This window comes from Corallococcus sp. AB018 (assembly GCF_003986945.1).
GTDB lineage: Bacteria > Myxococcota > Myxococcia > Myxococcales > Myxococcaceae > Corallococcus > Corallococcus exiguus.
This window is the reverse complement of the sequence record NZ_RAWR01000006.1, coordinates 43,872-70,701: the sequence shown is the minus strand read 5'-3', so window position 1 is coordinate 70,701 and position 26,830 is coordinate 43,872. Positions and strand designations below refer to the sequence as shown.

The window sequence follows — 26,830 nt, the reverse complement described above, 5'->3', positions numbered from 1 at the left end:
AACACCAAGCCATGACCAAGGCCACGACCGAACCCGGACCCCCGAAGATTGATCCCAAGGCCCTGGCCGAAGTCTCCAACGCCGTCGACCTCCTCGCGGTTCGCCTGGAAGAACTCGTCGCCAGGATTGCCTCTCAGGACGCGGTGCCCGGCGTCTCGATTGCCCTTGAGTTTGAATACAGCTGCGAGTGGCGCAGGCGGGATGAGCGCCCCGGCTTCGATGTGAGGTTCAAGCTTGACAGCGCACTTCACACGAAAGCGAAGCGCGATGCGGAGTGGGGCAAGCTCGTTGAGTTCCACATCGCCTATGCCCTTGAGTATGCGCTCAAGAAGCCGGCACCGGCCGAGTGGGACGAGCGACTCGGGCAGTTCGCCAACATCAACGGCGTCGTGAACGTCTGGCCATACGCGCGAGCTGAGATGTCTACGAGCCTAGCGAAGATGGGGCTGCCGCAGTTCATGCTGCCCGTCTACCGCCCCGGCCGGGCGAATAAGGGCCGCGTCGAGTTCCACGCGATGGTGGGCAAGGACATGACTGCGGAAGGCGACATGCCGCAGGCGTAGTTCCGCCCCGGTAGTGAGCGGCCCGCTCCCAGTCCCCTGGGGCGGGCCGTTTGCGTTGTGGAGGCCCTGGGAGCCTCGCCAAGCGTCGAAGCAGGGCTACGACGGCGGGCGCACTGCCGTGGTGGCTGGCAGAGCCGCCTGGGCCGGCGCTGCAGCTGCTGGAGCCGCTACCCACGCCAGAACCTCGGGGGGCGTCATCACCGACAACTTGGCGAACGCCCGCCCGGCTTGGGCCTTCAGCTTGGGGTGGTCCGGGTCGAAGGTGACGAGAACGTCCGCACGACCGCGCGCCGCGCACGCCATGATCATCGAGTCGAACTTCAGGTGCGTCATGCTCGTGCCCGTCCCGTTGACGGCCTTGAGGACGGACATGGGCAGGCCAGTGGCCAAGATGAGCGCCGCAGGCGTGTCGAAGGGGATGATTTCGACGTTGCGCACAGCTGGTGGGGCCTTGTGGCCGCGGCGCATGAACTCGGCGAGGGAGGGCGCGGGGATGAGGATGTCGCGCCGGTTGGCGACGAGCGCATCCCACAGCTCGCGTGAAGGGGCTTCTTCAGCCCGCCCCGTCGGCGGGTCGAAAACGAAGCTGAGCACGTTCGTGTCGAACATGACTCGCTTGGGCAGTCTGCTGGGATCAATCACGCCCGAGCTCCTTGTTCAGCTCGTCGAGGCTCAACCCCTCGAACTCGCCCCCACTGGCCTCACGGTAGAAGTTGCCCCACGCTGTCGTCGGGTCCTCGTCCGTCACCGGATCGAAGTCGAGGAGCTCCCCTTCGGTGATGCCCCCCTTCGCATCGCGGATGACTCGCGCTTCGACGTCGACTTCCTTGTAGAGGTACGGCGCGATCCGGAGCGCAAGGTCCGTCGTGAGGTTGAGCGTCATCTCCCCGCGTTCGATTCGAGCGTCGAGCCCCACCATGGGTTTACCGCCTCCGATGCTCGTCACGGTGGCGCGCCCGGAGAACGACTCCGGCACCGGCACGAACGCTGGCGCCTTCTCCGTCGCTACGGTCAGGTACCGCGGCCTTGCTTGGACCTTTGTCCACTCTTCCTGGGAGACGTGGACATCGAAAGGCTTCAAGCGCCCCACCTGCACGGAGGAACTCTTGATGTGCTGGGGGAAGTTCGCGACCTGCCCCCGGAAAATCTTTAGAGGCTTTGCGAGGGTGCGCGGCACACTCAGGTCGCCGGAAAGCATCGCGCTGACTTCGAGCGCACCGAACAGGGCGGCTTCGGGATTGGATGGGCGGGCGCCAATCCGCAGGCACTTCTCCTCGACTTCCAGCCCGTGAAACTTCAGGTCGGCGCCGCGCTTCCCGGCGGCCTGTCGGACGAGCTCCAGGTAGGCCAGGAAGAGCTTGAGCGCGGCCTCAGCGTCAACAGTGCCCTTGTGGACCTCGGGCCCGTCGATCTCAAACTTTAGGTTCTCGTCGTTCATCCCGCCTCTTGGCATAGCACGGCGCTATCGGAACCATCGCTGCAAGTCGATGGACGAATTGCTGGACAACGTGGATGCCTACCTCCAGGCGCGGAACGACTCCGGCGAGTCCAGTCCAGCCCTGCGTCGGTCCTCTCCCCTCGCCGCATAGGTGTTCGAGGATCGTGAGCGGTGGTTTAGACCAGCGCGCGCGTTCTGAGGGGGCCCGCTTAGGGATTGGGGCTCCCGGCGTCCAGCCATTGGGCTGGAAACGAGGGCTGCTGTTGGCCCCAGGAGGTGTCTCCCACGGGGATGGACGGGTCCGAAGGGCCGGTGGGCACGCCCGCATCGGGGCCACCAGGGCCGAGCGGTCCCTCCGGCTCACCATCGTGGAGCCGCCGCAGGATGCGTCCGTCCGACAGTCGAACCGCGTACATGACACCGCCGTCCAGCGACAGCCCACCGGGTTCACAGGCACGCGGGTCCAGGTCCATGCGGATGAAGACGATGTCCCCTTCACGGAGGAGCCTGAAGCGATGGGCCTCCCTCCTGCTCCAACAGGACCGTCCCTCCGGCTGGCGGGGAAGGAAGTCATCAGCCGCCACGAGCATGGCCCGAAGCAGGCCGCCCTCCAGCGAGTACGGCTGCCCCGGCGCAGCGACGGTCAGCGCCTCTCGCGCGAACATCTCAGGGAAGACAATGGAGCGGTCCTCCGACGCCAGCGAGTCGGATGGATTCGCCTCGCGTCGCATGCACCCAGCGCACAGGACCGCGCCCACGAGCAGCAGCCGCTTCATGGTCTGGGCTCTAGCCGCACGAGGTCCGGGTCGAGCGCGGCGGAGGACGCGCAGCCCCCAAGCCAGCACACCAGGCAGCACCACCAGGGACCGCGCATGGGCTGGCACTCCTTCCTCGGGAACGGAGGGCGGATGGCCACCTCCGGGTGGCATCGTGCCGGAACGCCACACCGGAAAGCGAGCAGGCACTCAAGGCGGGAGCTTGGGGCCCGGGCCGGAGCGCGCTAGCCTTGCTCCCGCCATGACGATGTACACCGAGTCGCTCCGCGCCTTCCTCAAGCCCGTCCTCCTCTACCTGGATGACGAGTCGGTGTCGGAAATCATGATCAACGGCCCCACCGACGTGTGGATCGAACGCAAGGGCCGCTTGATCAAGACGGATGCCGCCTTCTCCGAAGAAGGTCTGATCGGCGCCGCGCGCAACATGGCCCAGTTCGTGGGCCGCCCCCTGACCGAGGAGCGCCCCCGCCTGGACGCGCGCCTGCCCGACGGCAGCCGCATCCACGTGGTGATTCCGCCCATCGCGCGCAACGGCACCACCATCTCCATCCGCAAGTTCTTCAAGGACAAGCTGAGCATCGACTCGCTGTTGAAGTTCAAGTCGCTGACCAAGCCCATGGCGCGCCTCATCGAGGCTGGCATCGCCACCAAGCTCAACATGCTGGTGGCCGGCGGCACGGGCTCCGGCAAGACGACGCTGCTCAACATCGTCTCGTCCCTCATCCCGGACGAGGAGCGCATCCTCACCATCGAGGACTCCGCCGAGCTCCAGCTCAACCAGTCCCACATCGTGGCCTTCGAATCCCGCCCCGCCGACAAGTTCGGCAAGGGCGCCGTGGACATGGGAGACCTGCTGCACTCCGCGCTGCGTCTGCGCCCCGACCGCATCGTGGTGGGCGAGGTGCGCGGCGGCGAGGCCTTCCACCTCATGCAGGCCATGAACACCGGCCACGGCGGCTCGCTGGCCACCACGCACGCGAACACGCCCACGGACACGCTGCGCCGCATTGAATCCCTGTGCCTCATGTCGTCCGTGGAGCTGCCCATGGTCGCCGTGCGCGCCCAGGTGGCCAGCGCCATCAACTTCGTCATCTGCTGCGAGCGCCTCCACGACGGCAGCCGCAAGACGATTGCCCTGTCGGAGGTGCTGCCCCTCAACGAGAAGGGCGAGTACCGCACCCAGGACATCTTCGTCTTCACGCCCGTCGCCAAGGACGAGCACGAGAACATCCTGGGCTACCACGCGCCCACCGGCATCATCCCCAACTTCATCCAGAAGGCGCGCGCGTACGGCTTCGACGACCTGGACGACGCCTTCTTCGACCCCGCCACCTACGGCGTGCCGCCCCCGCCCAGCTTCCAGGTGGGCGAGGCGTACACCCTGCGCTGGGCCCCCTCGCTGAAGCACCGCGAGCAGGGACTGCCGGACCCCGCGCACTTCAAGGAGGACTGGGCGAAGTTCGAGCAGGTGCTCCGCAACGCGGCCCCGGACGGCCCCGTCGCTGGCCCCAAGCCGGCGGCGACCCCACCCAAGCCCGCCGCCGCTCCGGCTCCGCCGCCCGCGAAGGCCGCTCCGGCGCTGCGGCCCTCGACGCCGCCGCGCCCGCCGCCTCCGCAGGACGACGACAAGACGCCGCCGCCCACGCGCAACCCGTTCGCGGAGCAGGAGGACACCCGCTCCACGCCGCCCTCCGAGCCATTGGTGCAGGTGTCCGAGGACCTGCTCGCGGAGGCCTCGCCCGCGCGCAATACGCCGCCGCCGCGCCGGCCGCCGCCCGCTCCGGCGCGTCCCGGCACCCCGCCGGCAAACACGCTGCGAGCGGGTGCCACGCCCACGCGTCGTCCGCCGGGTCCGCCGCCACCGCCCTCGGATGACGAGGACGAGGACGACGACCGGCCGAAGACGGAGCTGAACACGTCGGAGAAGACGCAGATCCGCCCGGTTCCGGATCGTACGCGCCGGTAGCCGCCCAAAGGCGAGGGGACCCTGTCCGGGCTTCCCCGGCCACGGCGACGTGAAACCTCCACGCGGGAGGCCCGGCGCCGGACACCGGCGTCGCCCCCGGGTGGGTGGGGCCCTGTCCCACCACGCGGGTCCTCGAATCCTGACCTTGCGAGGAGGACGGGTCAGGGGAGAAAGTGCTCCCGTGTTGATCCCCTTCCTCGCCGCGCTCACCCTGGTGGTCGCCCAGGCGCCCGCACCCGCTTCCTCCGCGAAACCCGTCACCGTCTTGCTGGCGCCCACGGACGTGACGCGGGGAACGCCGCGCTACCTCGTTGGAACCGCCCAGGAGCACGTGGCCGAGCAGCTCAAGGCCCGCGGCCTGGAGGTGATCCGCGTGGAGGACGTGACGCGCACGCTTCCGAAGAAGAAGCGCACGGCGATGATGCGCTGCAACCGCACGCAGCCGTCCTGCATCGCGTCGCTGGGCCTGGCGGCGAAGACGGACGTGGTGATGGTGACGGAGATTGGCCCGTACCTGAACGCGTACAAGGCGGGCGTGCGCGTGTACACGGCGCAGGATGGCGCGCCGCTGGTCGAGCAGTCGGTCCCTGGCGTGAGCGAGGACCAGGTGCTGGACGCGCTCAACAAGTCGCTGGACGTGGTGGTGCCGCGCACGCTGCGGGTGCTGCGCCCGGAGCCGGTGGCGCCGCCGGTGACGCCTCCCGTGGCGCAGCAGACGCCCAACGTGACGCCGGGCGTGAAGCAGCCTGTGCCAGGGCCGGACCTGACGCCGGGAGTGCAGCCCCCCACCGAGATGGGACTGACGGACACGCCGACGGTGGAGACGCCGGGACGCCGCAAGTGGGCCTGGGTGCCGGCTGCGGGCGGCGTGGTGCTCGCGGGCGTGGGGACGGTGTTCTTCGTGCAGTCGCGGAGCAAGCTCAGCGACCTGAACAACAACGAGTATCCGAACCTGCAGGACGCGGAGAAGCTGCGCGACTCCGGCAAGCGTTCGCAGGCGATTGGCGCGGTGGGTATCGGCGTGGGCGCGGCGGCCATCGCGGCGGGCGCGCTGATGTACTTCCTGCCGGTGCAGCAGACGAACGTTCAGCCGTCCGTGACGCTCACGCCCCAGGGCGGTGGTCTGAGCTTCGCTGGGACGTGGCAGTGAGCACGGGGAAAGCCATGCGGAACCTCTGGAAGGTCGGCGCGCTGGGCGCGGTGTTCGGTGCGGTGCTCAGCGTGGGCGGCTGCAGTGACTTCGACGCGGCCTATGAAAACTGTCAGGGCGAGGGCCGCTGCGGACCGCAGGCGAGCGGGGACGGTGGACCGGACGCGGGTGACGCGGGCGACGGCGGAGACGTCACGCCTCCTCCCTGCGGAGACGGCGGCGTGGACTACCCCGACCTGACCGGCTTCGACAACGACTGCGACGGTATCGACGGTGTCGCGGACGCGGGCTACTTCGTGCATCCGACGGATGGCCGGGACGACGGCAACGATGGAACCCGCGAGCGGCCCTTCCAGACCCTGGCTCGCGCCCTCCGGGAGATCCGTGACGGAGGCACGGGACGCAACATCGTGTACCTGGGCACCGGCACGTACAACGAACCTGCGCCCGTGGTGGACGTGCCTGTTTCGCTCTACGGCGGATACACGTGGCGCGGAAACCAGTTCTGGGACCGATTCAAGGATGGCGGCGGCACCACGTTCTTCGACGGCGGCACGATCCCGTTCACCGTTCGAGACGTCGCTGGCGCGGACGTCCTGTTGGAAGGCCTCACCATCGCTTCCGCTGATGCGCTCAATGCCGGTGAGCCCTCCATCGCGCTGCGGGTCATTGGCAGCCAGAACGTCGTCCTCCGGAAGGTTTTCGTCGCGGCCGGGAACGGAGCTCCGGGTAGTGCTGGCACAAACGGAGGCGTCGGACTGGATGGTGGTGCAGGGAACACCGGGTCGGACAGCAGCAGCAGCATTTCCGTTGGCGGAAATGGCGGAGCCTCGTCCTGTGAAGCCACGCGCGTAGGCGGCCAGGGCGGAGGAAATCTTCCGACCCAGCCTGGAGACATGGGGGCAGATGGCGGCCCCAATGGCGGAGGTGGTCGCGGTGGAGATGGCGGTGCTCAAGCGCTCGTGACCGACGCCGGTTGCAACGACTTCGAATGCACGTGCAACGCTCCGGGAGGAGCTGCGGGCATCGCTGGCGCGAAGGGTGGAAATGGATCCGCGGGCCCTGGGGGCACGGGCGACGGCGCCATCGCCGGGGGAATGTGGGTGGCTGGCGCCTCCGGGCAGGATGGCCAACCCGGGAAGCCAGGCACGGGCGGCGGTGGCGGAGGAGCCGGTGGCAGCTGCAAAGCCGCTGCGACCCAGATCGCTACCGGCGGTGGCGGCGGCGGTGGTGGTGGTGCCGGGTGCGGAGGCCAGGAAGGCAAGGGTGGTGGGAACGGTGGGGCATCCATCGCGCTGCTCGTGTCAGATGCTCAGGTGACTGTCGAAGCCACCACTTCGTTGCAGACCGGCACTGGCGGCATGGGTGGGCGCGGCGGCGCAGGCGGTCAGGGAGGTGTTGGCGGTGCGCCGGGCCCTGGTGGAAAGACGATGCCCCCGATTACAGGCAAAGCCCTCCCCGGCAATCCCGACACACGAGACGTCCGGACGACCGGAGGCGCGGGAGGCCAGGGCGGCGTTGGAGGAGAGGGAGGTCAGGGCGGCCCAGGCGGTGGAGGACGCGGAGGCCCCTCCGTGGTCAGTTGGTGCGTGAATGGAGGCGTCACCTTCGAGTCCCAGCCAACGTATGTGCTGGGCAGTGGCGGGGCCGGTGGAGTCAGCGACGGAGGCGTGGATGGGACCGAGGGCATCTCCCAGTTCACCGTGGGATGCCCGACGCCCTGACCCACTGCATCGCCCGCTGTGTGACACCAGCGGGTGAGAAAACGCGACCCGGGGGCAGGTGCCTGTCTGCTTGCCCGGCGTGCCCCGGGCCCTGACTTCGCTTCCCGGGATTTCACCTGTTACGCTCCCCCGCGGTGGAGATGTCATCCGAGTTGATCTGCGAAACCTGCGGCCTCACCGTTCCGTCCGAGACGGCGGTGTGCCCTCGCGATGGCACCGTCGTGCTGTCGTCGTTCCATCCGACTCCACCGGAACCGAAGGTCATCGTGGAGCACCCCGGTACTGAAGCCACCGCCATCACCGACCCCCTCATCGGCCTGAAGCTGGGCGAGTACGAGCTGCGCTCGCGCATTGGCGTGGGCGGCATGGGGCTCGTCTACGACGGCATCCAGCCCCTCATCGGCAAGCGCGTCGCCGTGAAGGTGCTGCGCCCCGAACTGGCGCACTCGTCCGAACAGGTGGCCCGCCTCCTCGCGGAGGCCCGCGCCGTCAACGCCATCCGCCACCGCGGCATCATCGACATCTTCGGCTTCGGCCAGCTCCCTGACGGCCGCCAGTACATCGTCATGGAGTACCTGGATGGCCAGCCGCTGGACGCCATCCTCGCGGAGAAGGGCCGCCTCCCCGTCCCGGAGGCCCTGTCCCTCCTGGATGAAGTGCTCGCCGCCCTGGGCGCCGCGCACGGCGCGGGCGTGGTGCACCGCGACCTGAAGCCCAGCAACATCTTCCTCGTGCGCCAGCCAGACGGCACGCGCTACGTGAAGCTGCTGGACTTCGGGCTCGCCAAGCGCGGCGAAGGGCCCACCGTCCGCACCGCGCAGACGCGCACCGACATGGTCGTCGGCACTCCGGAGTACATGGCGCCCGAGCAGGCCCGCGGCCAGTCCGTGGGACCCATGACGGACCTGTACGCCATGGGCGTCGTCACCTTCGAAATCATCACCGGCCGGCTGCCCTTCATCGGCAGCTCCCCGGTGGACCTGCTCATGAAGCACGTGGAGGCGCGCCCGCCCCGGCCGTCGGAGTTCGTCCCCGACCTGCCACCCGCCGTGGACGCCTTCATCCTGCAGATGCTCACCAAGGACCCGGAGACGCGCCCCAACTCCGCGGATGCCCTGCGTCAGCACCTGTCCAAGCTGCGCCGCACCCTCCGCGCCACGCGCACCAACCCCACCGCGCCCGCTCCCGTCGAGCCCGCGCCGCCCAAGCCCGCGGTCGCCGTCAGCGACGCGGACGCGCGCCGCCCCACCACCCAGGTACCTCCGCCGGTCCCGCCGGACGACCTGATGGTGCCGCAGGAAGAGACGACCTCCCTGCGCCGCTTCGTCCCCATCGCCGTGGGCGCGGCCGTGCTGTTCGCCGCCGTGGGCGTGGTCATCGCCACGCGCGGGGGGAGCGAAGCGCCTCCGCCGGTCGTCGCCGTCGCCACTCCGCCGCCTCCCGCCTCGAAGGTGGAACCCACGCCGCCCCCGCCCGCGCCGGAGGTCGTCGCCGCGCCCGTGCAGGAGCCCGCTCCCGCGCCTGCCGTCGAGGTGCCCCCTCCGGCGAAACCGGTGCCGCCCACCGTCAAGGCCGTGGCCGTGAAGACCGTCCGCGACGTCCCGGCGCCCAAGCGCACGGAGTCCTCGAGCGAGTCCGCCGTGAAGAACCTGATCCTCGACACCGTGAAGCAGGTCGAGAACAGCCCCCTGTACGCCGACAACAAGGTCCACAAGGGGCTCACCCAGCAGGCCGCCCTCAACTACCTGGACAAGCAGATCAAGCGGCTGGAGAACGCGGACGACGCGGCGGGCCGCGCGGATATCCTCAGCGAGCTCCGCGGCTGGAAGCAGCAGTACCTCAAGTAGCCCACGCCATGACCGCGCCCCCGGGTCCTGCTCTGCTCGCGGTGGACCTGGGCCTGCGCTGCGGGCTCGCGCGCTTTGGCGCGGACGGGCGGCTTCAGTGGTACCGCTCGCAGAACCTCGGCACGCACGCGCGGCTCAAGCGCGCGGTGCCCGCCGTGCTCCAGGACGCGTCTCCGCTCGCGTGGCTCGTGCTGGAGGGCGGTGGCCCCATCGCGGATGTCTGGGAGCGCGAGGCCCTGCGCCGCGCCCTGCCCGTGCTTCGCGTGGCCGCGGAGGACTGGCGGCACCGGCTGCTCTACGCACGGGAGCAGCGCAGCGGCTCGCTGGCCAAGGACGCCGCGGACACACTCGCGCGGCGGGTCATCGACTGGTCCCACGCGCCCCGCCCCACCTCGCTGCGCCACGACGCCGCGGAGGCCATCCTGCTGGGCCTGTGGGGCGCGCTGGAGGTGGGCTGGCTTCCGCAGGTGCCCGCGGAAGTCCGGCGCTGACCGCCCGCTACTTCACCGACACGCACGCCACCGGCTGCGCGATGGCGTTGCGCGCGCGCTCCTCGCTCACCAGCGCGTAGCCCGCCAGGTCCTGCAACAGCATGTCGCGGTTCTGCCGGATGAGGCCCGCGTTCTTGCACGCCTTGATGTCGCCGTAATACCCGTACGGCGGCAGCGCGAGCTGCAGCTCCGCCAGCTCCGACAACTGGAGCTCTCCCAGCTCGCGGTGGAAGAGCTTGCGGGCCGCGTCCTCCACGCCGACGACGCCGCGCTCGAAGCGGATGATGGACAGGTCGTACGCGACGAGCTGATCCTTCTGGAAGAAGGCGTGCAGTCTGTGCGCGGCCACGGACAGCTGCAGGTCTCCCTCGATGCCCATCTCCCGCGCGATGCGCATGGCCAGCCGCCGCTCGCAGGCCCCGTCCCCTGGAGGCGCCGTGCCCAACGTCACGCCGGCGAACAGGCGCCACGCCCACGCGCGCCCATCCTCGCGCGGCGTCTGGAAATAGGTGGGGCACTCAATCTGGCGGATGTAGAGCGCCACCAGGTCCTTGGGCATCCGCGAGAAGTCCGGCCGCGTGAACGTCACCGCCGAGCGGTCCCGGATGCCCTGGTCCATCCGGCCGGCCAGGACACTCATCCGGTCGCCCTCGATGCGATGGCGCAGCTGGCTCTCGACGTCGAACTCGCTCTCCAGCCGCGGCAGCTTGCTGGCCGTGTAGAGGTACGTGATCGGAATCACCACGCCGGCCAGGCCGACGAGGAACATGAACAGCCAGAACACGGTCTTCACGGGCACGACTCTAGCAGGGCAGGCACGTGCCAGGAGGACGGGTTAGAAAGTCCCCATGAGCGACTGGCACACAGCCACCGTCACCGCCCGCACCCCCGCGGCGGATGGCCTCACCGATTGGGTGCTCGACATCGGCGGGACGCCGCTCGTGGGCTCGCACGCCCATCCGGGACAGTACGTGCAGCTGCGCCTTCCCGGTGGGCAGCCGGGCATGTTCGCCATCGCCTCGCCGCCCGCCCTCAACAGCACGCGGTGGGAGTTCCTCCTCAAGGACGAAGGCACGCTGCCGTCCGCGCTCCTGCACCTGCCGCTGGGCGCGCACGTGGAGGTGACGCGTCCGGCGGGCCCCGGCTTCCCCATGGAGAAGGCGCGCGGCCGCGACCTGCTGCTGTTCGCCAGCGGCTCCGGCATCTCCGCCATCCGCCCCGTCATCGCCGCCGTGCGACAGGAGCGCGGCGCGTATGGCCGGGTGACGCTGTACTTCGGCGCGCGCACGGCGGGCGGCTTCGCCTACCAGCACGAACTGCAGCAGTGGCTGGAGGACGGCGTGCGCGTGCTGTGCACCGTGAGCCGCCCCGGCGCCAGCGGCTGGCAGGGCCTCACCGGCTACGTGCAGGCCCACCTGGGCGAGGAGCCGCTGGAACACGCCATCGCGTTCGTGTGCGGCCCGTCGGACATGGTGCAGGACGTGATGGCCCAGCTGGCCCAGCGCGGCGTTCCGCGCAGCGCCGTGTTCCTCAACTACTGAGCCGCGCGCGCCTCGACCGCGGGGGACGCGTAGCGCACGCCCACCACCACCGCCGCCGGGTCGCTCTCCTGGCTGCCGGTGGCCTTCTGCGGCGTCCACGCGGCCACGCCCAGTTGATGCCCCTCTGGCGAGAAGCGCACGCGCCGCACGGACCAGCCGAACTCCAGCTCACCCGCCGCTTCCGGCGCGCCCTCGGCGAAGAGATACACGCGCCGGTCCCATCCGCCCGACGCCAGCGAGCGCCCATCCGGCGCGATGGCAGCGGTGGACACCACGCCGTGGTGCAGCTCCCACTTGCGCAGCACCTGACCGGAGGCCGCGTCCACCAGCGCGCCCGCGTTCCACGGGCCCTGGGGCTCCTGGATGCCCTTGCGCTCGCGCTCGTACACCGTGCGGTTGCGCTCCGCCTTCTCCTGGCTGAAGGCCACGCCCAGCCGCTTTCCCCGCGCGTCCACGGTGACGTCGTTGACGTGCGCCGGGAAGGTGAAGTCCAGCCGAGGCGAGAGCGCCCGTGCCATCGCCGTGCTCGCCCCTTCCGGAGCGCCGCCCTTGAGCGTGAGCACCGCCTCCGCCGTCGTCTCGTCGAAGACCGTGTCCACGCGCTCGGCGAAGGGCGCGCCCAGCACGCCCTGGCTGCCCTGCGGCACGCACGCGTCACACACCGCCACGTCCACGCCCGGCAGCGTCAGCTGCTTGAAGCGCAGCGTGCGTCCACGCGACAGCCGCGCCACGGTGTTGCCCAGCGCGCCCGGCACGGTGACGGTGTCCTTCAGGAACGCCACGTCGATACCGGACGCCGTGGCCGCCGCCGTGGTGAGCACCACCACCGGCGTGCGCGAATCCAGCGCCAGCACCACCGGCGGCCCGCTGTCCACGCGGCCCTGCACCGCAGCGAAGCCGCCGCGCCGCTCGAAGTGCGTGCGCGCCACATCCGGCTTCAGCACCTGCTCCGGCGTGTCCGACGCGCGCACGTGCCCGTCCCAGCCGCCCGAGTACAGCGTCCCGTCCGCCGCGAACGCCAGCGCGCTCACCGGCCCCACGTGCAGCCGCGCCTCCGCGCCGAACGACAGCTCCGGCACGGACAGCAGGGACACCAGGCCCTGCGCGCTGCCCACCGCCAGCCACTTGCCATCCGGGTGGAAGGCCACCGACACCAGCGGCTCCTCCGTGGCGAGCGCCACCACCTGCGAGCCCGTCGCCGCGTCGAAGAGCTGCACCGCGCCGCTGCGGCTCACCGTGGCCACGCGCGAGCCATCCGGCGAGAATGTCACGCCCTCCAGGTCGTACTGCTGGACGTTGACCGAGGGATCCGCGCGCATCACCGGCGCGCGGGCGTCACCGGACTTCGCCGCGGCGGGCGACAGGTCCCAGATGGAGACGTGGTACGCCTTGTCCCCCAGGCGCGTGTACGCCACGCGCTGGCCGCGCGGCGCGAAGTCCAGCGCCCAGATGAAGTCCTTGCGGTTGAGGACGGTGGGTTCCGCGTCGAAGCCCTCCACCGTGCCGGAGAGGAAGCCTCCGGACGTGGACTCCAACCGCCCCAGCGTGTCCGGCGCCAGGCCCACGGCGGTGTGCGCGCAGCCCGTGAGCGTCAGCACGCCCGCGAGGACGAAGCCCCCGGTGCGCTGTCTCATGAACCCGACCCGCGGACGGCGGCCTTCTCCTTGTCCACGTTGATCTCGTTCACGCCCTTGTTGTCCACGGACAGCAGGAACAGCTGCTTGTCCGCTTCACGCTTGTCGTTGAACGAGGTGCGGCCGGTGGCGCCGTCGAAGTCCTTCAGTCCCGCCAGGGCCTCGCGCATCGCCGCGCGCGTGTTGGGCCGCTGCTTGTCCAGCACCTGCCGCACCATGCGCGCCGAGTCGTAGCCGATGGCCTCCAGCAGGCCCGGGTCGCGGCCCGTCTCGCGGTACGCGTCGCGGTAGCTCTTCACGAACTTCTGCGTGGCTGGCCGCTGCGAGTCCACGAAGAAGCCGTCCACGTACACCGAGCAGGTGACGAACTTGCCGCCGCGCTCCAGGAGCTCCGGCAGGCCCGAGCGGCCCTTGGGGCTGGACCACTGGTTGGTGCCGAAGAGCGTGACGGTCTTCAGGTCCTTCTTGCCCGTCGTCTTGCGGATGCGCTCCAGGTCGCGCGGGTCGCACGCGTTGGTGACGATGTCCTCCACCGCGAGCGCGGGCGTCACCAGGCTCACCCGGCGCCAGTCGTCCGGGATGAAGAGGCCCTCGAAGTCGATGATGGGCTCCACGCCGCTGCGTGCCTTCTCCATGGCCTTGCGGCGGCGGTACGCGTCCGTGATCTTCTCGCCCTGCACGTCGCGCACGGCCTCCGCGTAGTCGCCGCGGTCCTCCAGGTAGTAGCGGCCCACCAGGCGCTTCGCTTCACCGGTGAACGTGGTCTGGTCGTACGAGTACGACTCCGCGCCGCGCATCACGCCGCCGCGTGACACCACGTCGTCCCAGAACTCGTTCGCCAGCTCCACACCGTAGGGGATGTTCGGGTAGAGCACCGCGAAGCGCTTGTAGCCCTTCACGTTCATCGCGTAGTCCGCGATGGCGCGCGCCTGCGCGGAGTTCGTCAGCATGTTGCGGAAGACGTACGGGCCAATGTCCGTGATGCCCTCCTGACGGCTCAGCGTCAGCAGCGGCACCTGGAGCTCCTCCGCCAGCAGCGCCGCGCGCTTGGTGTCGTCCACCAGCAGCGGGCCCAGGGCCGCGATGGCGCCGTCGTCGAACGCGAGCTGCTCCATCGCCGTGCCCGTCTTGTTGACGTCGCCCTGCGTGTCCTTCACCACCAGCTCGATGTCGCTGCCCTGCAGGCCCAGCTTCACGCCGCGCAGCACCGCCTCGCCGATGGGCTGGTAGCGGCCCGACATGGGCAGCAGCACCGCCACGGTGCGCGGACGCACCTCCACGCGGCGGGTGGCGCGCGCGAGCAGCTCCTTGGCCTGCGGCGCGAAGGTGCTGTTGGGCGCATCTCGCAGGAACGTCTGGAGCGTCTCCTCCAGGCGGGACCAGTCGCGCAGGTGGTAGTAGATGCGCGCCAGCTTGAACTGGAGCACCGGCCACGCGGGGTTGGACGGGGACAGCCCCTCCTGCACGCGGGCGATGTCGAGGAAGCTGGCGCGGCCCTCCACCAGCTGCTCCACCTTCTTCACCGCGGCGGCCTTCTCCTCATCCGTCCGGGCGTCGCCCGCTTCCTTCACCGCGGAGGACAGCGCCTGCGTGTACAGGCCCGCGCCTTCCGCCGCGCGCGCGGCCTCCCTCAGCAGCTGCTCCTTCTCCGCGCCCTCCGCGCGCTCCGCCAGGCTGGTGAGCGTCTGGTACGCGTCGCGGTAGGCGCCCACCTCCATGGCGGAGACGGCCAGCTTGTGCTTGGCGTCATCGGCCTGGGCGTAGAGGGGGTTCTCGAAGAGCAGCTCGTTGAAGCTCTTGCGCGCGTTCGCGTAGTCCCTCGCCTCGAAGTAGAGGACGCCCGCGTTGTAGAGCGCGTCCTGGCCGGCGGTGGTGGCGGGGTACGCCTTGCGCACGGACAGGTAGGCCTCCGCGGCCTGCTTCTTGTCCGGGTTCGACTGCGCCTGGGTGCGGGCCTGCGCGAGCGCGGCGTTCGCGGTGGCGTCCTGCTTCACCTCCACGCGCGGGCGATCGGGCTGGGTGGAGTCACCCCCGGAGGTGTCGTCCCGGCTGTCAGTACGGGAAGGCGTCTTGGGGCAGGCGGTCAACGTCAGGGCCAGCGCGGCGACGAGCGCGCGGCGCGATGCGGAGAGGACTTCCATGGCGAGGTGCATAGCAGCGCGGGTGCGGCTCCGTCGACACTTGAGCGGGGGGAAGATTCCCCTGGAACGTCCGCTTCAGTGCACCGCGCATGCCCGCGTGCGTCACCGAGGGGAAACCCCTGCCCTCCCCACTCCGTGCGGCCCCGGAGCCACGCCGCCGCGTGGCCCCGGCCGCACGCCCGGCCACCTAGCCGAAGAGTTCCTTCACCTTGTCGAAGAAGGACTTCGACTGGGGATGGGTCTCCTCGCCGGACACCTCCGCGAAGCGCTCCAGCAGCTCGCGCTGCTTGGAGGACAGCTCCGTGGGCGTTTCGATGATGACGCGCACGTGCTGATCCCCGCGCTGCTGGCTGTGCAGGTGCGGGATGCCCTTGCCCTTCAGGCGGAACACCTTGCCGGACTGGGTCCCCTGCGGAATGGTCATCTTCACCTTGCCGTCCAGCGTGGGCACGTCGATCTTCGCGCCCAGCGCCGCCTGCGTGAAGGACACCGGCACCTCGCAGAAGACCTCGTACTCCTCGCGCTGGAACAGCGGGTGCTCGCGCACGATGACCGTCACGTACAGGTCACCCGGGGGCGCGCCCCGGTCTCCCGGCTCACCCATGCCGGACAAACGCACGCGCGTGCCGTTGTCCACGCCGCCCGGGATGGCGACCTCGATGACCTCTTCCGACGGCGTCTTCCCGGAGCCCCTGCACTTGGCGCACGGATCCGGAATGGTGGCGCCCGAACCGCCGCAGTCACCGCACGGCCGGGACACCGCGAAGAAGCCCTGCGAGTAGCGCAGCTCCCCGCTGCCGCCGCACGCCGCGCACTGCCGGGGCGCCGCGCCGCTCTTGCTGCCGGAGCCGGAGCAGGTCTCGCACTTCTTCGGACGCGGGATGGTCACCTTCGGGCGGCAGCCGAACGCCGCCTCCTCGAAGCTGATCTCCAGGTTGTAGCGCAGGTCCGCGCCCCGGCTCTGACGCTGCCGGCCACGCCCGCCGCCCCCCCCGAAGATGTCGCCGAAAATCTCTCCGAAGATGTCGTTGATGTTGACGCCCTGGAAGCCGCCGCCCGCGTCCCCGAAGGGATTGCCCGCGTGTCCGAAACGGTCGTACTTCGTGCGCCTGTCTGGATCGCTCAGGACCTCGTAGGCCTCCGAGGCTTCCTTGAACTTCTCCTCGGCCTCGTGGTTCCCGGGGTTGCGGTCCGGGTGGTACTGCAACGCGACCTTCCGGAACGCGCTTTTCAGGTCCTGCGCCGTAACGCTCTTCTGGACGCCGAGGACTTCGTAGTAGTCGCGCTTCTGCCCTGCGGCCCCTGCCATTGAATCGAACCCCTGGAATTTGCTGGCGTTTTCAAGCTGCGTAGAGAATCGGAGTCACTATAACGCAGCGAAACACGCCAGCAATCCAGGCCGGGGTCCAACCCTGTGTGACGCAGGGGGTCTGCCGCTACACGGTCCAGACACGGTTGACCGTCAGCTCCATGCGGGCGAGCCGGCGCTTGAGGGCCGGGTCCACGGGGCCGTTCATGGACCACTTGGGGACCACGAAGTGCAGCTCCGCGTTGTAGAGCTTCGCGGCGCTCGCCAGCAGGCTCCAGCGGTTCTCCGCGGTCGGATCATCCACCATGCCCGGGGTGACGATCTCCAGGATGATGGGCGTGCGGGCGGAGTCGGACTGGCGACAGGTGAAGTCCGGCCGGTGGTCCTCGATGGTTCCGGAGAGCACGGGCGGCGGCATGAAGCCAGGGAGCCGGGCCTTGATGTCCGAGTAACCAATGGTCCGGAAGTACTCGGCCATCAGCCAGAGCAGACGGCGGCGATCTTCGTCATCCACGACCGACTCGCAGCCGGGATTGAACAGGACTTCTTTCTCAGTGTTGGTTTCCATGGCGCATCTCAAGCTGTCCGCGTGTGTGGGATGCGGCAACGCAGGCGGGCGCGAGCGCTCCCTGACCGGCCGTGGGGCGGGCGGCCATGCACGCGCGCTTCCCACTTCCCTTTCACTTGGACGACACCGTCGCCTCGGTGACAGAGTGCGCCCCCTCCCGTGGCCCCCCGTCCCTCCGCGCACGTCTATCGCCGGCTCCTGGGCTACCTGAGCCCGTACCGCCGGTTGCTTCTCGCGGGCACGCTCGCCTCGCTCACCGCCGCGGCCGCTACCGCCGCGTACGCGTGGATCGTCGGGCCCCTGCTGCGCGCCGTCCTCACCGGCGCCCCCGTCACCGTCGCGGGGATGACCCTGGCGCCGGAGGCCCTGCTGTCCCGGCTGCCCCTACTGGTCGTCGCGGTGGCGCTGGTGAAGGCCACCGCCCAGTTCCTTCAGGGGGGCCTGATGCAGCGGTTGGGCCAGCGGGTGATGGCCGACCTGAGGGGCTTCCTCTATGGCCGCCTGCTCGCCCAGCCTCCGGCTTTCTTCGAGCAGCGCCACTCTGGCGAACTTGTCTCCCGGTTCACCTCGGACGTACCCCTGGTGGAGTTCTCCGTCACCCAGGCGCTGTCATCGTACGTAAGGGATGGGCTCCAGATTTGCGCACTGCTGGCGACCTGCTTCCTCATCGACGCGAAACTCTTTCTCTTCACGTTCGTCGTCGTGCCCGTGACGGTGGTGCCGGTGAGCCGCTTCGCGCGGTCGCTCAAGAAGGTGGCCACCCGCTCGCAGGCCAACCTGGGCGCGCTCAGCGCCATCACCGCCGAGCAGCTGCAGAACCTCCCCGTGGTGCAGGCCTACGGCACGGTACCCCGCGCGCTGGAGTCCTTCGACGCGGAGGCGGAAGCGTACCTCACGGAGATGCGCCGCTCGCTCTTCATCCGCGGCGCCTTCAGCCCCACGGTGGAGCTGTTGGGCATCGTCGGCGTGGCGGTGGCGGTGGCGTGGGGCGCTCGCGCGGTGTCCATGGACCCGACGCTGGCCGGGCGGCTCCTGTCCTTCATGGCGGCGGCGCTGCTGCTCTACCAGCCGGTGAAGTCACTGAGCGGCACGCTGTCCCAGGTGCTCACCGGGCTGGCGGCGGCGGAGCGCCTGTTCTCCCTCGCGGACTCGCCGGTGCCACCGGACGTGGGCGCGGAGGCCCCTCCCCTGTCGCGCGCCCTGGAGCTGTCCGGCGTGCGCGCCACCTACTCGGACGGACGCGAGGCCCTGAAGGGCGTGGACCTGACGATTCCCGCCGGCGCGCGCGTGGCGCTGGTGGGCCCGTCCGGCGCGGGCAAGACGACGTTGTTCTCCGTGCTGCTGGGCTTCCTGCCGCCGAGCGGCGGTGAAGTGAAGTGGGACGGCGTGCCGCTGTCCTCGCTCAAGGCGTCCAGCGTGCGCGCGCAGATGGCGTGGGTGCCGCAGGAGCCGGTGCTCTTCTCCGGCACCGTGCGCCACAACCTGCGCCTGGGCCAGCCGGACGCGACGGACGACGCGCTGTGGGAAGCGCTGCGGCTGGCGCACGCGGAGGACTTCGTGCGGGCGCTGCCCGGCGGCCTGGATGAGCCCGTGGGCGAGCGGGGCAGCCGCCTGTCCGGCGGACAACGGCAGCGGCTGGCACTGGCGCGCGCGTTCCTGCGCCGCCCGTCACTGCTGCTGCTGGATGAGCCCACGAGCGCCCTGGACGCCACCAGCGAGGCGGCGGTGGGCGCGGGGCTCCAGGCGCTGATGAAGGGCCGCACGGTGCTGGTCATCGCGCACCGCCTCAGCACCGTGCGCGACGCGGACCTCATCGCCGTGGTGGAGGGCGGACAGGTGGTGGAGGCCGGCACGCACGAGCAGCTGCTCGCGCTGCGGGGCCGCTATGCGCGCCTGTTGGGCGAAGGCGCCGTCGCCGCCTGAACGCCGCCCCGCGGGGCCATGGCCTTCGCTTCCGAAGGGGTGTTCATGGGTCCCGTGCCCATTCGCTCCACGCCATCGCTGACCTTGCGCGACCGGGCACGCCCTGCGAGCCTTCCGCCCTGGCCCATGCCCCAGACGCCGCCCCGCGAACGAGAGCCGCTGTCGCTCAACGCGCTCCTGCTGGTGCCCGCCCTGCTGCTGGCCGCGGGCGCGTGCGTCGCGGTGGCCGCCCGGCACTTCGCGCTGGCCGCCGCGTTCACCAGCACGCTGGTGCTCGTCCCGCTCGTCTTCCGGCTGTGGACGCGGCCCTGGTACCGGGGGCTCGTGCTGCGCGGCCTGGGCCTGTTCATCGCGGGCATGCACCTGCCCATGCTCACCGGCGGCGTGCTCGCCTACGGGCGCATCGGCTGCGAAGGCGCGGACTGCGGCCAGACACTTCTCTGGAGCATCGTGCTGGCTCCCGTGGCCGGCGCCGTCTGCTCTGTCGTGTACTGGCTCGTGGGCCGTCCCCCCGTCTGAATTACAAGGAATCACAGACCCCCTATTCTCACTGGAAATGCTTGTTCCAGTCAGACCTCACGTCGCGCCCGGGCCGTTCGTCGTGGCGTTGGCCGTCCCCACCACGGTGTGCGTGCTGGGGAGCACGCTGCCGGTGCTCCTGGGCAGTCCCGCCGGCCTGATGAGCGTGGTGAGCTCCGCGGGGCCCTTCGCGGCGCTGCTGGTGCTGACGCTGGTGGTGGAGGTGCCCCTGCTCATGCTGGCGACGGGCTCCACGCTGATGGGCCGCACGGTGCCGCTGGCGGTGATGGTGGGCATGGCGACGGTGCCGTGGACGCTGGGGCTCTTGGGCACGGAGGTGGCGCTGGAGCGGATGCAGGTGGCGCTGCCGATGGTGTCCGCCACGGACGCGGGCATCGCGTTGACGGCGGGCCTGGGCAAGGCGATGGCGCCCCGGCTGCTGGGGGCCTGGACGAGCGCGGTGCTGCTGGGCGCGCTGTCGGTGGCGCTGGGCATGGCGCGCTACAACACGGCGCGCGTGGTCCACGACAACACGCGCCGCAGCCTGCTGCTGGGCAGCCTGGTGTCCGCGGCGCTGGCGGGCATGGCGGTGGTGGGCACGCTGGAGGCGCACCACCTCTTCACGCTGCTGTCCCGGCTGTCTCGGGCTCCCGGCGCGCTCCGCCCGGACCTGATGGCGGAGGGCATGGCGCAGGCGGCGCGGCTGCGCACGGTGCGCTGGAGCTGCTTCTCCTGCCTGTTGGTGCTGGGCTGCGCCTGGCTGATGACGTACCGAGCGGCGGAGGCCCGGCGGACCCGCGCGCTGGATTGGGTGGGCGGCCTGGTGCTCACCGCCGCGGTGGCCGTGCTGCTGGTGCTGGACGCGCACCCGCTGCACACCACGCTGGGCCCGGAGCGCGTCACCACCGGCCGCAGGACGTCCGGCCCCGTTCCCACCGACGCGGACGTGACACACCTGATGGGCGAGCGCTCGCCCGTGCGGCTCAGCTTCCCCGCGTCAGCACGTACAGCATGACGAGCCCCACCACGACGGCGAAGCCGAAGACGGCCACCATCACCAGCCCCTCCGACTTGCGCACCACCGGGGGCAGGACCTCGTTGGGCAGCGGCTGACCGTGCCGCAGCACCAGCGGCTCCGGCTCCGGGGCCACCCGCGGCGCGGGCGCTGAAGCGACGGCGGCGGGAGCGGCTTCGCGCGGAGGCGGCGCCACCGGCGTGAAGGTCACGGTCCGGGTGGCGACGGTGTCCCGCGTGCCGGGGTTGCGGCCTGACGGGTCCGCCAGGTGCTCTGGCGACGTGACGCTGGACATCTCCAGCCCCTCGCGAGCGAGCGCCAGCACGCGCTGCATGTGCAGGATGTAACGGTCCTGGCCCTCGTAGGTGGCGAGCGCCTGCGCGGCGCGCACCAGCCGCTGCGGCACCAGCTCCGGGTCCGCGCGCACCTCCGTGGACACGGGCCGCGCCTCGCCGGCTTCCACCCGGCCCGTGCGCACGCCCTGTCCGCTGGCCCAGATGCAGTGTTCATCCAAGAGCGTCAGCTCCTGGCGGCGCACCCGGCCGTCCTCGTCCACCAGGGACATCAGCTCCGCGCCCTGGGGAGACAGGTGCCAGACGGTGCGCAGGCCGTTCTCCCCCAGCGGTCCTTCCACCGCGCGAGCGCGGTAGAGTTCCTGCATCGCGGACTTCAAGGGGTCGGACGAAGTTTCCACGGCCATGACTGCCGCAGAGTAGGGGCGCCGCGCCCGAAACGGAAGCGACGCCCGCTCCGGTGTGATTGCCCCGTGCGTGGATGCCCGCCTTGTGCCTACCGTCCATTCCACGATGAGCCGTTCCAAGAACCGAGCCCCCGACTTCATCCGCCAGTTCGAGGGTGCACAGACGCTCGACGGACTGCTGGAGCTGGCTGGCAGTCCCTGCGACACCGCCGACGTGCTCGAGCGCATGCAGGAGGCGCGCGCGGAAGGCGCCGATGCCGGCCAGGTGATTCCCACCCTCTTCGACGGGGAGCCCCGCTTCCCGGACCCGGAGCTGGCGCGCCGCCTGTACCAGAACCTGCTGGGGCTCTGGGACGTGGTGCTGGAGGGAAAGACGGTGCGGCCGGAGGACGGCCCCCGCCCGCCGCGCCCGAAGAAGGAGCGGCTGCAGCCACCCACGCCCTTCCATCCGGACGACCCCTCCAGCGAATTCGTGGAGGCCGCCTGGCGTTACCTGGAGGACGACGACAAGGCGCGCACGCGGCTGATGCATGCCTACGAGAACCGGCAGGACAGCCTGCTGGGTGCGCTTGACGCCGCTGGCCTCACGGACGAAGGTTATGGGGTCGCCCGCCACCTGCTCTTCGAGCTGCACTCCATGCTGGAGCTGGGCTGGCCGCCGGGGCTCTCGGCCGTGGATGCCAGGGCCCTGGACAGGGAACCGGATGCGCCGCCCGCGCCGGATGCCCTCCAGGAGTACGTGACGGAAGCGCTGTTCGAGGCGGAGCAGGACGAGGAGCACCCCCTCGCCCCCGAGGAGCTGGCGCAGGTGCGCACCCTCGTCCGGCGGGGACTGGTCGCGCTGTGGCGCGCCCGCAAGGGGAGATGAAGATGGCCCGAGACGACAACGACGGTGGTGGCTTCACCGGCAAGCGCAACAAGTCCTACCGCGAGCTGGACGCGCAGCGCGGCAAGAGCAAGTACCACTCGCGCCAGGACGACCCGGCGCAGCAGAAGCTGGAGCGCAGCGCCAGCTACCAGAAATACAAGACGGCCGCGGACGCCCTCTTCACCGGCGGCGAGCTGCCGGAAGGGCTCGCGAAGACGTTCGACCCCGAAGGCAAGCGCAAGGCCCAGAAGGACGCCCTGCGCAAGGTGCAGGAGTCGGAGACGCGCGCGGACTGGGTGAAGGGCGTGGTGGACTACCTGGAGAAGTATCCGGACCTGCCCGAGGACGCGTACTTCCTCGACAGCCTCCTGGACCACCCGCGCGAGCGCATCGTGGACAAGGCGCTGGCGAAGCTGGAGTCGCTCCAGGAGGCGGGCACGCTCCAGAAGAAGCTGCCCAAGAGCCTGGACCAGCGGCTGAAGTCCATCGAGCTCACCGGCCTGGACCCCGACATGCAGGGCCGCGCCAAGGTGCTGCGCGAGAAGCTGCGCGCCTGATCAGCGCGCGCGCTGCTGGTGGATGAGCACCACGTCGCGCTGACCCTCCTTGGAGGGCTGGTGCGTGAGCCGCAGCTCCGCGCCGGGCCGCGAGTACAGGCCGGGCTCATCGCCGCGCTTCCACCCGGCCTTCGCCAGGGCGTCGTCGTAGAAGGCGTCCACCTGCGGGCCCGTGAGCGGCACCTGGAAGGTGAGCGTGCGTGAGCCCTCCGCGTTGACGCGCAGCACGCCGTTCGCTTGCGGCGGCAGTGGCGCGAAGTCCCCCGCCGCTTCCTGTGGACGCGCCAGCGCGTGGTTGGCCTCACCCAGGTACAGCGTGGTGGTGCCATCCGGCTGCGGCATCATCACCACGGTGTAGGTGATGCGCCGCTTTGGATCCAACGCGGTGAGCATGGCCGCGTTGTTCGCGTACTGCGCCTGCTCCTTGCCGGGCGGCACGTAGAGGCCGCCGTCGCGGAACGCGTCCGCGAAGCGCTGCACCAGGTCCCGGATGTTCTCCTTCACGTGCACCGCGCGCAGCGCCACCGGGATGCCACCCGCCTCCACGATGTCGCTGGACTCCACGTGGGCGATGACCTGGAGCCGGGGCCACGCGAAGCGCGGCGCGGCCTGCTGCACGCCCGCGTCCGGCACGCCCGCGTCGGGAGCCGCCTGGGCGGACAGCCCCAGCAGCAGCGAGAGCACCGCTCCCGCCACGCGCCCGGCGCGCATCAATGCGGCACGCCTCCCAGCCATTTGTTGCGCCGGCCGTCGTTCCGGTAGGTGGGGGAGAGGTTGTCCGCCACGAAGGGGGTGGTCTCCCAGACGGTCTGGTTGCCCGCGTGCGAGCCACCGATGCTCTGCTCGTAGTTGCTCTCCGAGCCGCGGAAGCTCATGAAGAACTGGTCCTCGTTCACGCCGCCCACCGCGCCCACGCCCGCCATCAGCGCGGCGCCGGCGCTCCCACCGCCGCCGTTCTCGCGGTACACGCGCTCGGCCCACCCGTAGTAGTCCACGTTCCCGCAGGTGCCCCCGCTGTCGATCATGAGCGGGCACTCACGGCCCTCCGCCACGGAGGACAGGCCCCAGTCATCCAGCAGCATGAAGAAGCGCCGGGTGCAGCGCCCGCCCGACGCGCGCCCCGCCGCGCACACGCGGAACTGGTCGCTGGCGAGCCGGTGCGACACCTTGAAGAACTCCGGCTCCATGAAGTTGCCCAGCCGCTCCGCGCGCAACGTCGTGGAGGCGTTGCAGGAGATGCCGTCGGACTGGGTGGCCATGGCCAGCCCCAGCGCCGTCGAGCCTGGATCCGCGTCCACCGGGCGGGTGCCCAGGATGCCCACGGGGCTGCCCGCGGGCCGCGTCGGCTCGCAGTCCACGTTCACCCGCGTGGCGCGCGCGATGGCCAGCTGGAAGGTCATCGCGCCGCTGGCGTGGCTGGCCCGGCCGTCGAAGTCCTGGTAGCGCCCCGCGGCCTCCGACGACGCCAGGGCCTCCGCGTTGGCGCGCTGGAAGACGCCGGCCTGCGGGTTGTGCATCACGTGCCCGGTGGCCTCCCACAGCGCGAAGTTGGCGGCCTCCTGCACCTTGAGCGTCAGCGCGCCCACCTCCGCGAAGTAGATGCCGAACAGGAGGATGGTGACGAACACCATGGAGCCCAGGGCCGTCTCGACGAGCGCCTGTCCCCGGCGCGACGTGGAAGCGCGCGCGCGCATCAGTACTTCCCTCCCGTGCTGCTGCCGCCCCGGTAGCCGGCGTTGTCCAGGCGGCGCAGCGCTTCCGCGTGCTCGGAGAAGCCCGCCTGCTGCAGGCTGTTCGCGGGCTTGTCGTCGCGGGCGCCCTCGGTGCTCACCAGCGTGGCGCGCCAGAAGGGGTTGAGGAAGTTGGGCGGCTCCTCCCAACCGCCGCCCACCGCCGCCGGCCGGGGCCGGTGGTAGTAGGCGAGCCCCGCGGCCAGGGCCACCTGGTTGCGCTGCACGTCCTCGCGGCCGGTGGGCAGGATGCGCCCGAGCGGCGCGGCGTTGTCGAACTCCGTCTCCTGGTTCGCGAACTTGAAGGTGAACAGCAGGTTCCAGGGGTCCGGCTTCGCGCGGCGCGCGTCGCTGGCGTAGTCGCGGTGGAGCATCGCGTACAGCTTGGGCTGGCCGTAGTCGTTCTCGTCGGCGTTGCCGTGCAGGAGCCCCGCGTTGAAGCCCACCGAATAAGGCCAGATGCCGGGGCACACCACGCAGGCGCCCAGCGTGTGGCGTTCATCCACGGTGGTGTTGTTCTCCGCGCCCTGGCCGGGCGGCGCCTTCGCGCCGTAGACGTGCTGGTCCTCGAGGGACTGGCGCTCGTCGGACATCACCCACGCGTCCGTCGCCCCGGCGGTGTAGGGGGTCCCGTCCGGGCAGATGCCGGTGACGGCGCGGCCGTGGTCGTGCGCCCACGAGTTGCGGCCGGAGATGGTCTGGTAGGTGGAGGAGTCCATCGCGGACGCGCTGCCGTAGTGATGGAAGCCCGGGTTGTGCGCGGCGGCGCCAGAGCCGAAGCCCGCGCTGCCGCTCCCCCGGTTGTGCACCCACGTCCAGCCCAGGCTGCCCATGGTGGCGTTGAGCGTGGCGGTGCCCTGGCCTCCGCCCGTGGGCATCACCGCGCCGGAGGTCGCCGGCACCGAGCCCGTCTTCTCCTGCTGCATCAGGTCGTCGTAGCTGGAGCCGGAGGACGCGCCGCCGGACACCTCCGCCAGGGACTTGTTGGCGCCCTCGGGCTGGGCGACCAGCTCCGGGTTGATCTCCTTGGCGATGAGCCGGGTGAGGTTCTGGTTCGCCAGGTGCGTGCCCACCAGATGGTTGTAGATGGCCAGCTCCGCGCGGAACATGGAGCTCGCGCGCCCCTGCAGCATCTGCACCTGCGTGGCCGCCGCCTGGTCCAGGGCGGACCAGTCGTTGCCGGGCATGGCACATGGGGACGTCTGCCGCGCGGCGTACTGCTGGCTGCCGAAGCTGATCATCGACTGCGTGCCCGCCATGGCCACCATGTGGGCAATCTGGGCGCGGTTCATCACCGCGATGGCGTTGAACGTGCGCGCCGTGGACACCGCCTGGCTGTAGGCCGCCGCGTCCGCCGCCATCTGGATTTCGACGCGCTCCTTGGCGCGCATGCCGAAGCCCAGCGTGAGCAGCACCATCAGCGTGAGCAGGAGGAACGTCAGCGAGAACAGCACCAGCGCCTGACCGCGCGCGCCGGACTTCAGAAGCCGTGCAGGCTGCATCCGGCACCTCCATTGAAGTTCGACGCCTTCACCGGGGTCATCATCCGCATGGCCGCGTGGACCTGGATGGGGAACAGGTAGTGGCCCTGCGCGTTCCAGCGCAGCATCCGCTCGCCCAGGTCGCCGCCGGGCCAGTCATCCGGCCCCAGCTCCACGTCGGTGTCCGCCCACCAGTCCGACTGCTTCTGCGCCGGGTTGAGCGGGTTCGCGTCCGTGTAGTTCTTGAGGTGGAACTGGGCCAGGAACATGCGGCTCATCACCCAGTCCGCGAACGGGATGCGCATGTAGTACCAGGCCACCATGCGGATCTCGAGCGTGCGCCGCTGCATCTCCGCATTGGAGTCCGTGGGCACGTCGAACAGCAGGTCCTCGTCGCCCGCGAGGCTGCGCACCCAGGCGGGATCCGGCGACTCGCGGACGATCTCCACCATGGGTCCTTCGGTGAAGAGCGTCCCCCGCGAGCCGCGCACGCGCAGGTAGTTGCGCTTGCGCTCGTCAAAGGCGTTGGCCAGCTGCGCGGGCGTGCGCGTGTGCTCCACCGTGGGCAGCATCGTCACCAGCGCCGCGTGCGTCATCGCCTCGCAGCTGCCGTGGTTGAGGCTGCCCGCGCGCACCGCGCGGTACACCGCCACCTGCGCCAGGATGCGGCCCTGCAGCAGCATGAAGAGCTGCAGCGAGCCCAGCACCATGAACACCACGAGCGGCATGCACAGCGCCGCTTCCACTGCGGCCTGACCGGACTCGTGCTTCCGACGCTGGGGGTGGGGGAAGGCCATAGTGGGTGAGGCTGCCTTCCTCCTAGATTCTCGATGATTGGGGAATCGGTCAAATGGCCGGAACACCGCCAGACCGATTCCATACTATCAGG

25 protein-coding genes are annotated in these 26,830 nt (G+C 70.4%); 12 read left to right on the top strand and 13 right to left on the bottom strand.

The window, feature by feature from the left end; translation table 11 throughout:
* The first annotated feature begins 11 nt into the window (after window positions 1–11).
* On the top strand, window positions 12–563 hold the full coding sequence (locus tag D7Y11_RS02550; RefSeq protein WP_126932944.1) for a hypothetical protein: 552 nt from the start codon (window positions 12–14) through the stop codon (window positions 561–563).
* 96 nt (window positions 564–659) lie between these two features.
* On the opposite strand, the gene D7Y11_RS02545 is transcribed toward D7Y11_RS02550, so the two are convergent.
* From D7Y11_RS02545 to D7Y11_RS02535, 3 genes are all read right to left on the bottom strand, one after another.
* A complete protein-coding gene (locus tag D7Y11_RS02545; RefSeq protein ID WP_126932943.1) occupies window positions 660–1,172 on the bottom strand; it encodes a type II toxin-antitoxin system VapC family toxin in 513 nt (170 codons plus the stop codon).
* Between the two features lie 25 nt (window positions 1,173–1,197).
* Window positions 1,198–2,001 carry a hypothetical protein gene (locus D7Y11_RS02540; RefSeq protein ID WP_126932942.1) on the bottom strand — a complete coding sequence of 268 codons (804 nt, stop codon included), beginning with the start codon at window positions 1,999–2,001 and terminating at the stop codon, window positions 1,198–1,200.
* 209 nt (window positions 2,002–2,210) lie between these two features.
* Complete coding sequence (locus D7Y11_RS02535) at window positions 2,211–2,777, bottom strand: hypothetical protein (protein WP_126932941.1); 567 nt, start codon at window positions 2,775–2,777, stop codon at window positions 2,211–2,213.
* A 241-nt stretch (window positions 2,778–3,018) separates the two neighbouring features.
* On the opposite strand from D7Y11_RS02535, the gene D7Y11_RS02530 reads away from it, so the two are divergent.
* The 5 genes from D7Y11_RS02530 (at window position 3,019) to D7Y11_RS02505 (ending at window position 9,955) form a co-directional block, all read left to right on the top strand.
* Window positions 3,019–4,743: a CpaF family protein gene (locus D7Y11_RS02530; protein ID WP_126932940.1), complete on the top strand. Its 1,725-nt coding sequence runs from the start codon at window positions 3,019–3,021 to the stop codon at window positions 4,741–4,743.
* A gap of 181 nt (window positions 4,744–4,924) precedes the next feature.
* Window positions 4,925–5,893 (top strand): hypothetical protein, encoded by a 969-nt coding sequence (locus D7Y11_RS02525; protein WP_126932939.1) that lies wholly within the window; start codon window positions 4,925–4,927, stop codon window positions 5,891–5,893.
* 14 nt (window positions 5,894–5,907) lie between these two features.
* Entirely contained in the window at window positions 5,908–7,617 is a 1,710-nt protein-coding gene (locus tag D7Y11_RS45125) for a hypothetical protein (protein WP_199753680.1), read from the top strand.
* 140 nt (window positions 7,618–7,757) lie between these two features.
* Window positions 7,758–9,464, top strand: coding sequence for a serine/threonine-protein kinase (locus D7Y11_RS02510; RefSeq protein WP_126932937.1), 1,707 nt, complete (start codon window positions 7,758–7,760; stop codon window positions 9,462–9,464).
* Between the two features lie 8 nt (window positions 9,465–9,472).
* Window positions 9,473–9,955, top strand: coding sequence for a hypothetical protein (locus D7Y11_RS02505; protein WP_126932936.1), 483 nt, complete (start codon window positions 9,473–9,475; stop codon window positions 9,953–9,955).
* 7 nt (window positions 9,956–9,962) lie between these two features.
* Here D7Y11_RS02505 and D7Y11_RS02500 read toward each other — a convergent pair whose 3' ends face one another.
* Window positions 9,963–10,748, bottom strand: a complete 786-nt coding sequence (locus tag D7Y11_RS02500; protein WP_120575134.1) for a transglycosylase domain-containing protein — start codon at window positions 10,746–10,748, stop codon at window positions 9,963–9,965.
* Window positions 10,749–10,803: 55 nt separating this feature from the next.
* Between D7Y11_RS02500 and D7Y11_RS02495 the strand changes: the two genes are divergently transcribed.
* Window positions 10,804–11,496 (top strand): NAD-binding oxidoreductase, encoded by a 693-nt coding sequence (locus tag D7Y11_RS02495; RefSeq protein WP_120575135.1) that lies wholly within the window; start codon window positions 10,804–10,806, stop codon window positions 11,494–11,496.
* Here the strand turns inward: D7Y11_RS02495 and D7Y11_RS02490 are convergent.
* From D7Y11_RS02490 to D7Y11_RS02475, 4 genes are all read right to left on the bottom strand, one after another.
* Entirely contained in the window at window positions 11,490–13,130 is a 1,641-nt protein-coding gene (locus D7Y11_RS02490; protein WP_126932935.1) for a WD40 repeat domain-containing protein, read from the bottom strand. The genes D7Y11_RS02495 and D7Y11_RS02490 overlap by 7 nt on opposite strands.
* Window positions 13,127–15,271 carry a penicillin-binding protein activator gene (locus D7Y11_RS02485; RefSeq protein WP_233596698.1) on the bottom strand — a complete coding sequence of 715 codons (2,145 nt, stop codon included), beginning with the start codon at window positions 15,269–15,271 and terminating at the stop codon, window positions 13,127–13,129. The genes D7Y11_RS02490 and D7Y11_RS02485 overlap by 4 nt, the downstream gene beginning before the upstream one ends.
* A gap of 187 nt (window positions 15,272–15,458) precedes the next feature.
* Window positions 15,459–16,580: a molecular chaperone DnaJ gene (gene dnaJ / locus D7Y11_RS02480; protein ID WP_121777540.1), complete on the bottom strand. Its 1,122-nt coding sequence runs from the start codon at window positions 16,578–16,580 to the stop codon at window positions 15,459–15,461.
* Between the two features lie 127 nt (window positions 16,581–16,707).
* Window positions 16,708–17,148: a hypothetical protein gene (locus tag D7Y11_RS02475; RefSeq protein WP_120575140.1), complete on the bottom strand. Its 441-nt coding sequence runs from the start codon at window positions 17,146–17,148 to the stop codon at window positions 16,708–16,710.
* Window positions 17,149–17,307: 159 nt separating this feature from the next.
* On the opposite strand from D7Y11_RS02475, the gene D7Y11_RS02470 reads away from it, so the two are divergent.
* The 3 genes from D7Y11_RS02470 to D7Y11_RS02460 all read left to right on the top strand — a co-directional run bounded on the left by D7Y11_RS02470 (window position 17,308) and on the right by D7Y11_RS02460 (window position 20,605).
* The gene (locus D7Y11_RS02470) at window positions 17,308–19,071 is read left to right on the top strand and encodes an ABC transporter ATP-binding protein (RefSeq protein WP_126932934.1); all 1,764 of its coding nucleotides are present in this window, start codon (window positions 17,308–17,310) and stop codon (window positions 19,069–19,071) included.
* Between the two features lie 45 nt (window positions 19,072–19,116).
* On the top strand, window positions 19,117–19,590 hold the full coding sequence (locus D7Y11_RS02465; protein ID WP_233607177.1) for a hypothetical protein: 474 nt from the start codon (window positions 19,117–19,119) through the stop codon (window positions 19,588–19,590).
* Between the two features lie 82 nt (window positions 19,591–19,672).
* The gene (locus tag D7Y11_RS02460; RefSeq protein WP_126932933.1) at window positions 19,673–20,605 is read left to right on the top strand and encodes a hypothetical protein; all 933 of its coding nucleotides are present in this window, start codon (window positions 19,673–19,675) and stop codon (window positions 20,603–20,605) included.
* On the opposite strand, the gene D7Y11_RS02455 is transcribed toward D7Y11_RS02460, so the two are convergent.
* Entirely contained in the window at window positions 20,574–21,266 is a 693-nt protein-coding gene (locus D7Y11_RS02455; protein ID WP_233596701.1) for a hypothetical protein, read from the bottom strand. The two genes, D7Y11_RS02460 and D7Y11_RS02455, sit on opposite strands and share 32 nt — an antisense overlap.
* A 145-nt stretch (window positions 21,267–21,411) precedes the next feature.
* On the opposite strand from D7Y11_RS02455, the gene D7Y11_RS02450 reads away from it, so the two are divergent.
* Together D7Y11_RS02450 and D7Y11_RS02445 are read left to right on the top strand one after the other, a co-directional pair.
* A complete protein-coding gene (locus D7Y11_RS02450; protein WP_120575143.1) occupies window positions 21,412–22,173 on the top strand; it encodes a hypothetical protein in 762 nt (253 codons plus the stop codon).
* Between the two features lie 2 nt (window positions 22,174–22,175).
* Window positions 22,176–22,730 carry a hypothetical protein gene (locus D7Y11_RS02445; protein ID WP_169821335.1) on the top strand — a complete coding sequence of 185 codons (555 nt, stop codon included), beginning with the start codon at window positions 22,176–22,178 and terminating at the stop codon, window positions 22,728–22,730.
* On the opposite strand, the gene D7Y11_RS02440 is transcribed toward D7Y11_RS02445, so the two are convergent.
* The 4 genes from D7Y11_RS02440 to D7Y11_RS02425 are packed head-to-tail and all read right to left on the bottom strand — an operon-like array spanning window position 22,731 to window position 26,738.
* On the bottom strand, window positions 22,731–23,441 hold the full coding sequence (locus tag D7Y11_RS02440; RefSeq protein WP_120575144.1) for a hypothetical protein: 711 nt from the start codon (window positions 23,439–23,441) through the stop codon (window positions 22,731–22,733).
* A complete protein-coding gene (locus tag D7Y11_RS02435; protein WP_120575145.1) occupies window positions 23,441–24,424 on the bottom strand; it encodes a hypothetical protein in 984 nt (327 codons plus the stop codon). The genes D7Y11_RS02440 and D7Y11_RS02435 overlap by 1 nt, the downstream gene beginning before the upstream one ends.
* The gene (locus D7Y11_RS02430) at window positions 24,424–25,962 is read right to left on the bottom strand and encodes a pilus assembly protein TadG-related protein (RefSeq protein ID WP_126932932.1); all 1,539 of its coding nucleotides are present in this window, start codon (window positions 25,960–25,962) and stop codon (window positions 24,424–24,426) included. The genes D7Y11_RS02435 and D7Y11_RS02430 overlap by 1 nt, the downstream gene beginning before the upstream one ends.
* The gene (locus tag D7Y11_RS02425) at window positions 25,941–26,738 is read right to left on the bottom strand and encodes a TadE/TadG family type IV pilus assembly protein (RefSeq protein WP_121751587.1); all 798 of its coding nucleotides are present in this window, start codon (window positions 26,736–26,738) and stop codon (window positions 25,941–25,943) included. Before D7Y11_RS02425 ends, D7Y11_RS02430 begins: the two co-directional genes overlap by 22 nt.
* Window positions 26,739–26,830: the final 92 nt, after the last annotated feature.

Excerpts from the sequence above, each read along its gene's own strand:
- D7Y11_RS02550 (WP_126932944.1), top strand. The coding sequence starts at position 12 with ATGACCAAGGCCACGACCGAACCCGGACCCCCGAAGATTGATCCCAAG.
- D7Y11_RS02545 (WP_126932943.1), bottom strand. The coding sequence starts at position 1,172 with ATGTTCGACACGAACGTGCTCAGCTTCGTTTTCGACCCGCCGACGGGG.
- D7Y11_RS02540 (WP_126932942.1), bottom strand. The coding sequence starts at position 2,001 with ATGAACGACGAGAACCTAAAGTTTGAGATCGACGGGCCCGAGGTCCAC.
- D7Y11_RS02535 (WP_126932941.1), bottom strand. The coding sequence starts at position 2,777 with ATGAAGCGGCTGCTGCTCGTGGGCGCGGTCCTGTGCGCTGGGTGCATG.
- D7Y11_RS02530 (WP_126932940.1), top strand. The coding sequence starts at position 3,019 with ATGACGATGTACACCGAGTCGCTCCGCGCCTTCCTCAAGCCCGTCCTC.
- D7Y11_RS45125 (WP_199753680.1), top strand. The coding sequence starts at position 5,908 with ATGCGGAACCTCTGGAAGGTCGGCGCGCTGGGCGCGGTGTTCGGTGCG.
- D7Y11_RS02510 (WP_126932937.1), top strand. The coding sequence starts at position 7,758 with ATGTCATCCGAGTTGATCTGCGAAACCTGCGGCCTCACCGTTCCGTCC.
- D7Y11_RS02505 (WP_126932936.1), top strand. The coding sequence starts at position 9,473 with ATGACCGCGCCCCCGGGTCCTGCTCTGCTCGCGGTGGACCTGGGCCTG.
- D7Y11_RS02495 (WP_120575135.1), top strand. The coding sequence starts at position 10,804 with ATGAGCGACTGGCACACAGCCACCGTCACCGCCCGCACCCCCGCGGCG.
- D7Y11_RS02490 (WP_126932935.1), bottom strand. The coding sequence starts at position 13,130 with ATGAGACAGCGCACCGGGGGCTTCGTCCTCGCGGGCGTGCTGACGCTC.
- D7Y11_RS02485 (WP_233596698.1), bottom strand. The coding sequence starts at position 15,271 with ATGGAAGTCCTCTCCGCATCGCGCCGCGCGCTCGTCGCCGCGCTGGCC.
- dnaJ (WP_121777540.1), bottom strand. The coding sequence starts at position 16,580 with ATGGCAGGGGCCGCAGGGCAGAAGCGCGACTACTACGAAGTCCTCGGC.
- D7Y11_RS02475 (WP_120575140.1), bottom strand. The coding sequence starts at position 17,148 with ATGGAAACCAACACTGAGAAAGAAGTCCTGTTCAATCCCGGCTGCGAG.
- D7Y11_RS02465 (WP_233607177.1), top strand. The coding sequence starts at position 19,117 with ATGGGTCCCGTGCCCATTCGCTCCACGCCATCGCTGACCTTGCGCGAC.
- D7Y11_RS02455 (WP_233596701.1), bottom strand. The coding sequence starts at position 21,266 with ATGCAGGAACTCTACCGCGCTCGCGCGGTGGAAGGACCGCTGGGGGAG.
- D7Y11_RS02450 (WP_120575143.1), top strand. The coding sequence starts at position 21,412 with ATGAGCCGTTCCAAGAACCGAGCCCCCGACTTCATCCGCCAGTTCGAG.
- D7Y11_RS02445 (WP_169821335.1), top strand. The coding sequence starts at position 22,176 with ATGGCCCGAGACGACAACGACGGTGGTGGCTTCACCGGCAAGCGCAAC.
- D7Y11_RS02440 (WP_120575144.1), bottom strand. The coding sequence starts at position 23,441 with ATGCGCGCCGGGCGCGTGGCGGGAGCGGTGCTCTCGCTGCTGCTGGGG.
- D7Y11_RS02435 (WP_120575145.1), bottom strand. The coding sequence starts at position 24,424 with ATGCGCGCGCGCGCTTCCACGTCGCGCCGGGGACAGGCGCTCGTCGAG.
- D7Y11_RS02430 (WP_126932932.1), bottom strand. The coding sequence starts at position 25,962 with ATGCAGCCTGCACGGCTTCTGAAGTCCGGCGCGCGCGGTCAGGCGCTG.
- D7Y11_RS02425 (WP_121751587.1), bottom strand. The coding sequence starts at position 26,738 with ATGGCCTTCCCCCACCCCCAGCGTCGGAAGCACGAGTCCGGTCAGGCC.